Consider the following 12,446-nt stretch of genomic DNA (forward strand, 5'->3'; position numbering starts at 1 on the left):
TGCGGCGCGGTGCCCGCGGGTCAGCCGTGCCGGCGCAGTTCGTGGAAGAACCCGTCGACGATGTGCAACTCGCCCCTGCGGGCCACCTCGTCGTGGACGAACCCGCCGACCGCGAGGTCCAGCACGCCGAGACCGAAGGGCGAGAACACCACCGTCCGGTCGGCGGGGACAGCCACTCGCCCGGTCAGTACGTCGTCGAGGGTGCCGTCGATGAAGTCCCGGCCGCCGGTGAGGCGTTCGGCGAGGTGCGGTGACGTCTCGGCCTTCAGACAGTGCTCGACGTCGTCGACGAAGTTGGCGGCGCCGAGCAGGATCCGGGGGTCGAGATCCCGCAGCGACACATGCAGCACCACCGGGTGGTGCGCGAACCAGGACGGGTCGTGGATGTGCGGCGAGGCCGCGACGGTCGCGAAGACCAGCAGGTCACTTGAGCGGACGAGATCCTCCGGGCTGTCGTGCACCGTGATCCGGCCCTTCGCGCCCGAGCGCTCCAGATAGCCGCGGAAGCCGGCCGCGCTCCCGGCGGACAGGTCGTGCACGCCCGTCTCCTCGAACGACCAGCCGGTGGCGGTGAGATGGGTGTGTATGTAGCGGGCGATCAGGCCGGTCCCGATGAAGCCGACGCGGGCCGGCCGGTTCCGGGTTCGGCTGAGGCGGTCGGCCGCCAGGGCCGCCGAGGCCGCCGTGCGAGTCGCGCTGATCACGGAGCCCTCCAGACAGGCGAACGGATAGCCCGTCTCGGGGTCGTTGAGGATCAGCACGGCCGAGGCGCGCGGCAGCCCGGACGCCGTGTTCTGCGGAAAACTGGAGATCCACTTCAGGCCGTCCACCCGCCGCGCCCCGCCGATCGAGGCCGGCAGCGCGATGATCCGGGACGACGGCCGGTCCGGGAAACGCAGGAAGTACGAGGGCGGGTTGACCGAGTCGCCCGCCCCTTGCAGCCGGTAAACGGTTTCGACGAGGTCGACGATCTCCGGCTCGCGGCCGTCCAGGACCTCCTTGACCTGCTCGCCGGAGACGACGGCGAACGGGGGCACGGTGACGCTCATGCGACCCTCACCTCGACCGTCGGCGCGCAGTCCACCAGCAGTACAGGGTCGGCGAGCGCCGCCAGCACCTCGCGCGGGCCCTCGAAGGGCTCCCTGCTGTGCGCGGTGCGGACGTTGTCGACGAGCAGCAGATCACCGGACCGCCACGGCTCGCGCAGGGTGTGCGCCTCGTACACCTCGTTGATGGTGCGCACGGTGTCCTCGCCGATCGGATCGCCGTTCCCGAAAAGGGTGTTGAAGGGCAGCGCGTCGGGTCCGTACACGTCCACCAGGTACTCGCGGACCTCGGGGTCCATCGTCCACTCGTTGAGGAAGGCGATCTGGTTGAACCAGCAGCGCCGGCCGGTGAACGGGTGCCGGATCACCGCGCTGCGGTGCTGCCGGGTGCGCAGCGAGCCGTCGTCCTGCCAGGCGAACTCGATGGCGTGTGTACGGCAGTAGCGCTCGACGGCGACCCGGTCCTCGGTGCCGAACGCCTCGGCGACCGACGCCCCGATCTCGTCGTTGTACGTCCGTGTCAGCACCCAGCCCTCGCTCTCGAAGCGGTCGGTCAGCTGGGCGGGCAGCGCCTCCAGCACGGCGTGCGCGTCGGCGACCGCGGTCGCGCCGCCCTCGGCGGGCGCCACGAGACAGGCGAACAGCAGCAGGCCCGGGAACTCCATCCCGTAGCTCGACTCGTGGTGCATGCACATCTGCTGGTTCGGCGGCCACTTGGAGGAGGAGTACAGGCCGTCCCCGTAGGACCGCCGGGGCGCGAAGGGCTCCCGGTCCGGCATCAGGGCGGTGGCCAGCCGCTCGAAGACGGCGCCGCACACGGCGGGGTCGTCCAGGCCAAGACCGCGGACCAGCACGCGGCCGTGCCCGGCGACGACGGTACGCAGGGCGTCACGGTGCGCGGCGGCCCAGCCCACCGGGTCGCCGTCCGCCGCGGCATGGAGAAGAGGAGGGCTGCCGGAAGTCGAGGTGAGGTCGGATAGCAGGGTCGGAGATGAGGGCGACATCTCGGTGTTCCTTTCGATGGTGCGGTTGAGCTGTCCTGCGGGAGCGCCGCTCATGGGGAGACGGGTGGTGACAGCAGGAGGGCCAGGTCCGCGAGGACCGGTTGGCGGATGACGTCCTTGAGGGTGATCGCCCGGTCCAGGGCGATCGCCAGCTTTACGGCGGACAGGGAGGTGCCGCCGCGGTCGAAGAAGTGGTCCAGGCGGCCGATCCGGTCGGCCGGGATGTCGAGCACCTCGGCCCAGGCGGCGGCCATCCGCCGCTCGTCCGGGGTGCCGGGCGCCCCGGAGTGGTCCTCGGCCGCGTCGAGTTTCTCGGCGAGCGCGGTGAGGGTACGGCGGTCGGTCTTGCCGTTGCCGGTCAACGGCAGCCGCGCCCGCCAGTGGACGACCGACGGCACCATGTACGCGGGCAGCGACGCGGCCAGCCGCTCCCGCACCGCGTCGGTGTCGACCGGCGGCGCGCCGGTGCAGAACGCCACCAGCCGCGCGCCCCGTACGACCACCACGGCGCCGTCTCTGACGCCGGGCGCCCGCAGCAGCGCGTTCTCGATCTCGCCGATCTCGATCCGGAAGCCGCGCAGCTTGACCTGGGTGTCCCGCCGGCCGAGGAACTCCAGCCTGCCGTCGGGCAGCCAGCGCCCCTGGTCGCCGCTGCGGTACAGCCGCTCGCCGGGGCGGTACGGGTCCTCCCCGAAGGCGGCAGCGGTGCGCTCGGGATCGTTGACGTACCCGCGCCCGACGCACACCCCGGAGAAGACGATCTCGCCGGGAGCCCCCAGCGGTACCGGCGTCAGCCGCTCGTCGACGACGTACACCCGCACATTGGCGACCGGCCGCCCGAGCGGCACCCGCTCCTGCTCCGGGACCCAGTCCATCACCTCGTGGTTGGTGTCGTCCGAAGTCTCGGTCAGTCCATAGGCGTTGACGAGCCGGATGCCGGGCATGGCAGTGAACCAGCGCTGCACCAGCTCCTTCTTCACCGCCTCCCCGGTGACCGACACACAGCGCAGGTCGGGCAGTTCACGCGGGCGCTGCTCCAACTCGGCGAGCACGGCTTCGAGATACGACGGCACGACCTGGAGCACGTTGACCCGCCCCCGGACGACGGTGTCCACGAACCGCGGCACGTCCAGGATCACGTCCTGTCCGACGAGCAGGGTCCGCCCGCCGACCAGGAGTGCGGACACCAGCTGCCACAGGGAGATGTCGAAGCACTGGGGCGCGGTCTGCGCGACCACCTGACCGGCGCCGATCCCGAGGTCGTCGAGCTTGGCGTGGACGTGGTTGACGAAGCCGGCGTGCTCGCACATCGCGCCCTTGGGCTCGCCGGTGGAGCCGGACGTGAAGTAGATGTAGGCGAGTTGACCGGGGGAGACGGGGATACCGAGGTCGTCGGCGGCGTGGCCCTCGGCGTAGGCGGCGTCGACGTAGAGCGTCTCGGCGTCCGGCGCGGCCCGGTCGAGGGTCGCGGTGCTCCCGCGCTCGGTGAGTACGAAGGCGCAGTCCGCCCGCGCGAGCGTGGTCGCGATGCGCTCGGCGGGGAAGTGCGGCTCGACGGGCAGATACACCCCGCCCGCCTTGAACACGGCCAGGACGGCGGCCAGCCAGTCCAGGTTCCGCTCCATCACCACGGCGACGACACCCTCGCGGCCCAGACCCCGGGCGAGCAGTGCCCGACCCAGCTGATTGGCACGGGAGTTGAGCTCCCGGTACGTCCACTCCGTGTCTCCCAGCACCGCGGCCACGGCGTCCGGGTGCTGCTCGACCCGCTCCTCGAACAGCTCATGCACCCGCCGGTCGGGGAGTTCGCGGTACGGGCCCGCCAACTCGTGGAGCTGGAAGCGGAGTTCGTCCTCGGACAGCAGGCTGTGGCACCCGGGGTCGGCGAGTGCGGTGAGGTGGTAACCGGCGATACGGGCGGCGGCCTCGGCGTCGAGGACGTCGGTGCGGTACCGCAGACGCAGCGTGCGGTCCGTGACGCCGACGCGCAGATCCTCGCCGGGAGTGACTTCACTCTCGCCCGACAGCGCCGCGAGGACCCGGGTGTGGGCCGCCGACAGCGCGGCGGGGTCGGCCGACACACCCTCGGGCAGCGGCACTTCGTACTGCGCGACACCCGGTGTCGGATCGAGCGTCCAGCGTGGAATCGTCTCCATGATTGTTCTCCCCCTGCTTTCTTGCTTTCTGGCTCACGCGCGGCGCGGCGCGACCGCCGGATTTCCGCCCCAGTACGCACCCGGCGGTACTTCCTCGCCCTTCATCAGGAAGGAGTCGGTGGCGAGGACGGCACCGTCGCCCATCGACACGCCGTAGTGGACGAGCGCCGCGACCCCGACGGTGCAGCCCGCGCCGATGGTGATGTGTTCGGACTTGAAGGTGCCGTCCTCCTGGGAGTGGGCCTGCACCTTGGAGTGGGCGGCCAGCGTGCAGTCGTCGCCGATCGCGGTGAGCGTGCGCTCGGTGATGTAGGCGCCGTCGTCGAAGACCCGGCGGCCGATCCGGACGCCGAGCATGCGCCAGATGACGTTCTTGAACGGCGTCCCGTTGAACACCTGGAGATGGTGGTCCGGTATCTTCCACAGCCGCTCGTGCCACCAGAAATACGGGTCGTAGATCGAGCAGAGCCGCGGTCGCAGCGGACGGAACCGGCCGATGATCCGCTCGACCAGCGCGTAGTAGCAGGCGGTGAACGCGAGGCCGACGATCATGGACGCACCGATCAGCAGGCCGGCGACGGGGCCGTGGCCGTCGTAGAGGTCGAAGGCGGCGAAGCCGAGGACCGTCAGGGCGAACCAGTGCAGCCAGCGCACGAACAGGAACAGGCCCATCGAGCGGAGGTTGTAGCGGTTCTTCGCGGCCAGCCTGCGGTGGAACTCCTCGCCCTCGCGGAGGTGGTCGAAGCGGCTGTCGCGCTCCACCGACCGCGGGATCTCGAAACTGGGCGAGCCGAGCAGACCGACCCCCTCGCGGACCGCGCCGTCGAGCGGGACCATCACCTTGGTCGCGAGCAGACAGTTGTCGCCGGTGCGGCCGCCCGCGGGATAGGCGATGTTGTTGCCGAGGAAGTTGTGCGGCCCGATCGCGGTGCGCGAGACGCGGAAGGACGTACCGGAGAACTCGGCGTTCACGATCGACAGCCCGTCGGCGACCATCGTGCCGCTTCCCACGGTGGCCAGATACGGGGTCTCGTGCTGTACCTCCGTACCGAAGTTGGAGCCGGTCTGCTCGACGTGCGAGAGGTCGTAGCCGAGGGCGCGCAGGTAGGGGACGATGTATGAGCTGTCTCCGCACAGCCACTTGTAGAACTTGATGTTCGTCAGGCGGGCGATCGCGCGCTGTACCGAGTAGTGGAAGCCGTACAGCGGATAGGTCCGGTCCGGCACCAGCAGCGGGCGCAGCAGCCGCGGCACCAGGCAGACGGCGGCGAGGCCGAGGACCACGAACCCCGTGAACAGGGCCAGGGACAGGCCGAGCGCCTCGCCGTAGAAGCGGGCGGACGCCAGGTCCTGGGAGCTCGGGTTCACGAGTGTGTCCAGCGCGGGCAGGGCCGCCAGCAGCAGATACGTCCCCCCGACCGTGAGCGGGACGTACATGAGGAGCATCTGGAGCAGACCGGCCAGGCCGTACGCGGCGCGGCGCGGGGTGGAGCAGTCCGTCGGGCGGACCCGGATGTAGTCGACGTCCGTGCGCTGCGCGGGGGAGCCGTGCCAGCGCTGACCGGCCGGGATCGCGGACGCCGTGCCGTACAGGGCGGACGAGTGGCCGAGTTGGGCGCCGTCGCCCATGGACGTGCCGATGTCCAGGACGGTCTTCTCGCCCACGAAGACTTCGCGGCCGAGGGTGACCGGGCCGGTGCGGATGCGGCCCGCCTGGGCCCGGTAGCCGAGGAAGAAGGAGTCCTTGCGGATGACGGTGCCGGCGCCGATGGTCAGCAGGTCGGTGCAGACCGGCACGGAGTGGGACAGGATCGTGACGCCCGGGCCGATGCGCGCACCCAGGGCCCGCAGGTAGAGCACGTACAGCGGGCTGCCGGTGAACAGGATCATCGGGTTGGCGTGCAGCAGCGACTTAACGGTCCAGAAGCGGACGTAGGCGAGGCTCCAGACCGGGAACTCGGTCTCCTTCCAGCGCCCGACCAGCAGCCACTTGGCCACCACCGGCACCGTGCACACCCCGAGGAACACCGCGCCGCCGAAGCCGGCCGACCGCAGATACACGTCGACCACGCCGTCACCGGCCCACACCCACTCGTAGCCGCGGGTGGTGACGAGCCCGGCGAGCAGGCAGTAGGCGGCGAAGACGAGGAACTGAAGGGTGCCGCAGAGCAGGTAGCGAGCGGTGCTGCCCGGCGGCGTGGGGGTTTCGCGCTCGGCCGAGGCGGGCGCCGTCTCCGGCGCCTCGGCGAGGGCCGCCGCCAGGGAGCGGATCGTCGGATACCCGTAGACGTCCCGCATGGACACCGCGGGCAGGTCCGCGTGTTTTCTGACCCGGGCGCAGAAGTGCGCCATGACCAGCGAGTTGGCGCCGAGATCGTCGAAGAAGTGGCTGTCGACGGGGACGTGCTCCTTGCGTACGACACCGGCCAGCACCTGAGCCAGGACATTTTCGGTGACGGTGTCGGGATTTCCCACCACGTGCGCTCCTTGAGCGGCGAGCAGTTGAACATGTGAATGCAGGTGAATACAGATGAATGGGGACGGGAATTCCGGAGCAGCACGGTATGATCCGCAGGATTCCCATGGGAATCACGGGAATCATGAGGATCACGGGTAACGCGACTGAATTGGGCCATGGTCAGTGGCCCGCTATGTCCCCCGTGTCGTGTGCGCCTGAGCCGTCCTCGGAGGGCGCAACGAATGCAATTCGGATTGTTTCGGGACATTAGTGAACGGGTCAAGGCCGTTTCAGTCATTGGCGCTTTACCGGCGTTCGTGTATTCCTCAACGATTTCGCCCGGTGATCGCGGGTGTCCGCCCCATCGGGGAACTCACCGAAGGGGCGGTGTAAACGTCGTCAAGGGTTCCGGTTTTTCCGGCGGAACAATTCGGCCAACGCGGGCATGACAGAAAAATGGTTCGATTTTGTCTAGCGGTTTCTGGTGAGTTTCTTCTCGTTTTCTGGCGCGTTGCGCGACCGGAGGGAAACCTGCGGTCCACGGGTGTGACCACGGTGCGACCACTCCGGAAGCCAGGACGGGGGATGAGTGAGACCTCCCACGCCGGATACCTTTAGGTCGTGCAGCCAGCAAGTAACTCCCCGCAGAGGCCGTCCGGCCGTCTCCACCGGGCGCGTGCCCTCTACCGGAACGTCTCCAAGCGCAGGACCGCCTGGCTGCTGCTCAAGGACACGGTGAACTCGTGCATCGAGTACCGGATCCTGGGGCTCGCGGCGGAGGCGGCGTTCTTCACGCTGCTGTCCGTACCGCCGCTGCTGCTGAGCCTGATCGGACTGCTCGGCTACGTCGACGACTGGACCGGCACCGACACCATCAGCAGCCTGGAGGCCAACCTCCTGGAGGCCTCGCGCACGGTCCTGTCGGACAAGGGCGTCCGGCAGATCGCCCAGCCGATCCTCGACGACGTGATGGGGGGCGGCCGCCCCGACGTCATCTCCATCGGCTTCGTGTTCGCCCTGTGGTCGGGCTCCCGCGCGGTGAACGTCTTCATCGACACCATCACCGTCATGTACGGCCTCGACGGCGTCCGCGGCATCGTCAAGACGCGGCTGGTGTCCTTCGTGCTGTTCGTCGTGGCCCTGCTGATCGGCTCGGTCGCGCTGCCGCTGATGGTCGCGGGACCGGACGCCGTACTGAACGTCGTGCCCTGGTCGGAGACCGTCGTACAGGTCCTGTACTGGCCCGTCGTCATCGTGCTGTCCATCGTCTTCCTGACGACGCTGTACCACGTGTCCGTCCCCGTCCGCTCCCCGTGGATCGAGGACGTGCCTGGCGCCCTCGTCGCCCTCGCCATGTGGGTGCTCGGCAGCTTCCTGCTGCGCATCTACCTGACCAACACCATCGAGGGCGCCACGATCTACGGCTCGCTCGCCGCGGCCGTCGCCGTCCTGCTGTGGATCGGCGTGTCCGCGTTCGCCGTCCTCGTCGGCGCCGCCGTCAACGCCGCCATCGACCGTGTCTGGCCGGCCGCCGCCACCGCCGCGGCCCGCGCCGCCAACGAGCGGCGACACGAGTCCGAGGCTGCCGAGTACGTCGCCCGCATGGCAGCGATGCACGCCCACGACCACCGGGACACCACCGAGTCCGACGACCCGGACGACCCCGACATGCCCTCCGAGTTCCCCGAGCGCTGGTCCCGCTTCCTGCCCCCGGAGGACGTGAGTTCACGCCTGCGCACGCACGCGAAGACATCACCGAAGGGCGGCGGCGACACGCCTCCGCCCTCGGACAAGTGACGCCGGGCTACCGGCCGTTTCGCCTCACAGCTTCCAGGCGCCCGCTGCCGCCGCCTCCCGCGCGAAGTCGGTGAAGTCCCGAGGCTCACGGCCGAGCACCTGCCGCACGCCGTCCGTGAGGTGCGCGTTACGGCCGTCGAGCAGCTGCTCGAACACCTCGACCAGGAACTCGGCCTCCTCGGTCGGCACCCCGAACCCGGCCAGGATCGCTCCGTACTCGCGCGGCGACACGGCCTGATACGTCAGCTCACGGCCCGTCGCCGCGGCGATCTCCGCGACTCCCTCCCCGAACGTCAGCAGCCGTGGCCCGGTGATCTCGAGGTCCTGCCCGACATACCGGTCGCCCGCCGTCAACGCGGCCACCACCACGTCCCCGATGTCCCGCGCGTCGATGAACGGCTCACGCACCTCACCACCCGGGAACACCAGCTCCCCGCTCAGCCGGAACCCCTCCACCAGCGGCCCCTCGCTGAAGTTCTGCGCGAACCACGCCGCCTGTACGACCGTCCAGTCCGCCCCCGACTCCCGCACCGCCTTCTCGGTCGGCCGCGCCCGCTCCTCGCCCCGCGCCGACAGCAGCACCAGCCGCCGCACCCCGAGCCCGACCGCCTCGCCCGCGAGCAGCCCGACCGCCTCGGTGGCCTCCGGCGACCCGACGTCCGAGGGATGGACGAGATACGCCGCGTCCGCGCCCCGCAGCGCCGGGGCCCACGTCGACCGGTCCGCCCAGTCGAAGCCCTGCGCCCGCGAAGCCGCCCGAACCGTCAGCCCCGCCGCCCGCGCGGCCTCCGCCACCCGGCGCCCCGTACGACCCGTGGCACCGGTCACCAAAACCGTCATGTTCCGTGCGCTCTGTGTCATGTCACCCAGTGAACTGTCCCGCGCCCAAGGCGCCCATCGCTGAACGGCTCATTCCCATAAGCGCGCGTCTACGCTGGCCCCATGGACGCACTCGCAGGCCTGCTGGAGGGTCCACGCGCGCGTGGCGCCTTCATGATCCGTGCGTGCTTCGAACCGCCGTGGAGCATCCGCGTCGAGGACCGTGCCCCGCTGACAGTGATGCTGATGGTCCGCGGCCACGCCTGGATCGTGCCGGACACGGGCGAGCGAAGCGAGATGGGGGTCCCCCCGGCCGAAGGCTGGGGGAGGGTACGGCTGCGGGCGGGTGACCTCGCCATCGCGCGCGGCCCGGACTTCTACACCTGCGCCGACGCCCCGGACACGCCCCCGCAGGCCCTGATCCTGCCGGGCGCCGAGTGCCGCTATCCCGACGGCCGCGCCCTCAACGGTTCCATGGACCTGGGCGTCCGCACGTGGGGCGACCGGCTCGACGGCTCCACCGTGATGCTGATCGGCACGTATCTGATGCAGGGCGAGATCAGCGGGCGCCTGCTGGACGCGCTGCCCCCGCTGCTGACCCTCACCTCCGACGTGTGGGAGTGCCCGCTCACCCCGCTCCTGATGGAGGAGATCGTGCGGGACGAACCGGGGCAGGAGGTCGTCCTGGACCGGTTGTTGGATCTGCTGGTCATCGCCGCGCTGCGGGCCTGGTTCTCCCGTCCGGAGGGGGAGGCCCCGGCCTGGTATCGGGCGCTCGCGGATCCGGTTGTGGGCCGGGTTCTGCGCCTGGTCCAGGACGATCCGGCCCATCCGTGGACGGTCGCCTCGCTGGCGGCCAAGGCGGGGGTCTCCCGTGCGGCCCTCGCGCGCCGCTTCACGGAGCTGGTGGGCGAGCCTCCGATGTCGTACCTCACCGGCTGGCGGCTTGCCCTCGCCGCGGATCGGCTCCGCGACAGCGAGGACACGCTTGAGTCGATCGCCCGTCGGGTTGGGTACGGGAGCTCGTTCGCGTTGTCCAGCGCGTTCAAGCGGGTGTACGGGGTCAGCCCGCAGGAGCATCGGATGCGGGTGGCGTAGGGGCGGGGTTCGCCGTTGGGGTGGGGGATGTCTGCGGGGTGCGGGTCGTAGGTGGCTGGTCGCGCCGTTCCCCGCGCCCCTGCGGGGCGTGTCTAAGCTGTTCTATGTGTACATGGAGCGGGCGTCCCGGCTGAGGGGCGCGGTCGTGTGGACGAACACCCCGTCCAAAGCCGGGGTCGGACGCGTGCTGCCCGATGGGTGCATGGATCTGCTGTGGCACGAGGGGCGGCTGCTGGTCGCGGGGCCCGACACGCATGCGTACGTCACCGGGGGCGAGCCCGGCGTATGGGTGGGCGTCCGCTTCTACCCCGGGACCGCCCCCGCCCTCCTCGGCGTTCCCGCGCACGAGCTGCGCGACCGGCGCGTCGCGCTCACCGAACTGTGGCCGGCCTCGCGGGTCGATCGGCTCACCGCGCACATGAACGCATCCGCCGAACCGGCAAGCGCGCTGGAGGAGTTGGCCCTACGGCTGGCCGCGGACACCAACCCTCCCGACCCGCTGCTACGACACCTCGTGGCCGCCCTCGACCAGGGCCATCCGGTCGGTGCCGCTGCCGACGAACTCGGCCTCGGCGCCCGGCAGTTGCACCGCCGTTCCCTGGCCGCCTTCGGCTACGGCCCCAAGACCCTGGCCCGGGTGCTGCGACTGCAGCGGGCCCTCACGCTGGCCCGGGACGGGGTGCCGTTCGCGGAGACGGCGGCTCGGACCGGGTTTGCGGATCAGGCTCATCTGGCGAGGGATGTGAGGGAGTTGGCGGGGATGCCGCTAGGGCGGCTACTCGCCGGTGACGGCTAAGCGGCCTCGCTGAAGTTCAGGCAGGGGCGCGGGGAACTGCGCGACCAGCCCCCACCGGCCCGCAGATTCACGACTGCGCTTCCAATGGAGCGAATAGGTCAACCCCGTTGCCGTCCGGGTCCTGCACAACCGCATACCGCTGCCCCCACACGGCATCCCATGGCTTCAACTCGCCATGACACCCCGCACCCACCAACTTCTCGTACACCGAGTCCACTTCACCAGGTCCGTCACAGAGCAGAGCCAGCGAAGCCCGGCCGCCACCAGAAGGTCGCTGCCACTCCGGACGGATCCCGCGGACCATGTCCTCGGAGTCCAGCATCAGGCGGAGCCCGCCCGGCAGTTCGGCCTCGGCGTGCGGCTCGTCGGCGGCGCCCTCGGGGAAGGCGAACCCGAGCCTGCGGTAGAAGGCGACTGAGGCGGCCAGGTCGGAGACGACCAGGCCGATCGCATCGAATCGTGGAGTCATGGGGCCACCGTAGGCAGAGCCCGGGCCGCCGGTCTTGAAGGAATCGGACACGGTGAAGTCCCGGGGCCCCTTGCACGACCCTGCCCCCGGCTGTACACGGGGAGAGAGGCCGTTCCGTGTCCCGGGGGGAGAGACGATCGTCATGGCCCAGGTCACCACCGCGCTGATGGACTACCCCAAGAGCCCCGTCACCCTGGAATCCGTGTACGACCCAGGACTGTCCCGCTGGCTGTGGCTGGTCAAGTGGGTGCTGGCGATCCCGCACTACCTCGTCCTCGCCCTCCTCTGGATCGCCTTCTTCCTCGTCACCGTGATCGCCTTCTTCGCGATCCTGTTCACCGGCGGCTACCCGCGCGCCCTCTTCGACTTCAACGTCGGTGTGCTGCGCTGGAGTTGGCGGGTGGCGTATTACACGTACGGCTCGCTCGGTACCGACCGCTATCCGCCCTTCACGCTGGAGGACGTGCCCGACTACCCCGCCCATCTGGAGATCGCCCGCCCCGAAGAGCTCTCCCGCGGTCTCGTCCTCGTCAAGTGGTGGCTGCTGGTGCTGCCGCAACTCCTCGTCGCGGGCATCCTCGCCGGCGGCATGCGGGGCGGCCTCGCGGGCCTGCTGGCGATCTACGCGGGCGTGTCACTGCTGTTCACCGGCCACTATCCACGCGGCATGTACGACCTCAACATCGGCCTGCACCGCTGGGTGGCCCGCGTCATCGCCTACATGGCGCTCATGACCGACGTCTATCCGCCGTACCGCCTCGACCAGGGACAGAGCGAACTCTGACGCCCCGTGAGCGATGTGC

10 protein-coding genes are annotated in these 12,446 nt (G+C 70.1%); 4 read left to right on the forward strand and 6 right to left on the reverse strand.

Annotated elements, in window-relative coordinates:
- Positions 1 to 20: 20 nt before the first annotated feature.
- The 4 genes from sbnB to AC5DRG_RS40775 are packed head-to-tail and all read right to left on the reverse strand — an operon-like array spanning position 21 to position 6,681.
- Positions 21 to 1,049 (reverse strand): 2,3-diaminopropionate biosynthesis protein SbnB, encoded by a 1,029-nt coding sequence (gene sbnB, locus AC5DRG_RS40760; protein ID WP_491804884.1) that lies wholly within the window; start codon positions 1,047 to 1,049, stop codon positions 21 to 23.
- On the reverse strand, positions 1,046 to 2,050 hold the full coding sequence (locus AC5DRG_RS40765) for a TauD/TfdA family dioxygenase (protein ID WP_491813285.1): 1,005 nt from the start codon (positions 2,048 to 2,050) through the stop codon (positions 1,046 to 1,048). Before AC5DRG_RS40765 ends, sbnB begins: the two co-directional genes overlap by 4 nt.
- Before the next feature lie 50 nt (positions 2,051 to 2,100).
- Positions 2,101 to 4,206, reverse strand: a complete 2,106-nt coding sequence (locus AC5DRG_RS40770; RefSeq protein WP_491804885.1) for a non-ribosomal peptide synthetase — start codon at positions 4,204 to 4,206, stop codon at positions 2,101 to 2,103.
- A gap of 33 nt (positions 4,207 to 4,239) precedes the next feature.
- Positions 4,240 to 6,681, reverse strand: coding sequence for a Pls/PosA family non-ribosomal peptide synthetase (locus tag AC5DRG_RS40775; RefSeq protein ID WP_491804886.1), 2,442 nt, complete (start codon positions 6,679 to 6,681; stop codon positions 4,240 to 4,242).
- 604 nt (positions 6,682 to 7,285) lie between these two features.
- Here AC5DRG_RS40775 and AC5DRG_RS40780 point away from each other — a divergent pair.
- On the forward strand, positions 7,286 to 8,461 hold the full coding sequence (locus AC5DRG_RS40780) for a YihY/virulence factor BrkB family protein (protein WP_491804887.1): 1,176 nt from the start codon (positions 7,286 to 7,288) through the stop codon (positions 8,459 to 8,461).
- A 24-nt stretch (positions 8,462 to 8,485) separates the two neighbouring features.
- On the opposite strand, the gene AC5DRG_RS40785 is transcribed toward AC5DRG_RS40780, so the two are convergent.
- Entirely contained in the window at positions 8,486 to 9,322 is an 837-nt protein-coding gene (locus AC5DRG_RS40785) for an NAD(P)H-binding protein (RefSeq protein WP_491804888.1), read from the reverse strand.
- 81 nt (positions 9,323 to 9,403) lie between these two features.
- Here AC5DRG_RS40785 and AC5DRG_RS40790 point away from each other — a divergent pair, with 81 nt between their 5' ends.
- Together AC5DRG_RS40790 and AC5DRG_RS40795 are read left to right on the forward strand one after the other, a co-directional pair.
- Complete coding sequence (locus AC5DRG_RS40790) at positions 9,404 to 10,378, forward strand: AraC family transcriptional regulator (protein WP_491804889.1); 975 nt, start codon at positions 9,404 to 9,406, stop codon at positions 10,376 to 10,378.
- Between the two features lie 106 nt (positions 10,379 to 10,484).
- Complete coding sequence (locus tag AC5DRG_RS40795) at positions 10,485 to 11,174, forward strand: helix-turn-helix domain-containing protein (RefSeq protein WP_491813286.1); 690 nt, start codon at positions 10,485 to 10,487, stop codon at positions 11,172 to 11,174.
- A gap of 67 nt (positions 11,175 to 11,241) precedes the next feature.
- On the opposite strand, the gene AC5DRG_RS40800 is transcribed toward AC5DRG_RS40795, so the two are convergent.
- Complete coding sequence (locus tag AC5DRG_RS40800) at positions 11,242 to 11,643, reverse strand: VOC family protein (RefSeq protein WP_491804890.1); 402 nt, start codon at positions 11,641 to 11,643, stop codon at positions 11,242 to 11,244.
- Between the two features lie 166 nt (positions 11,644 to 11,809).
- Here AC5DRG_RS40800 and AC5DRG_RS40805 point away from each other — a divergent pair, with 166 nt between their 5' ends.
- Positions 11,810 to 12,427, forward strand: a complete 618-nt coding sequence (locus AC5DRG_RS40805; protein ID WP_491813287.1) for a DUF4389 domain-containing protein — start codon at positions 11,810 to 11,812, stop codon at positions 12,425 to 12,427.
- Positions 12,428 to 12,446 lie beyond the last annotated feature (19 nt).

The sequence above is a fragment of the Streptomyces sp. JLBG701 genome, assembly GCF_058544905.1.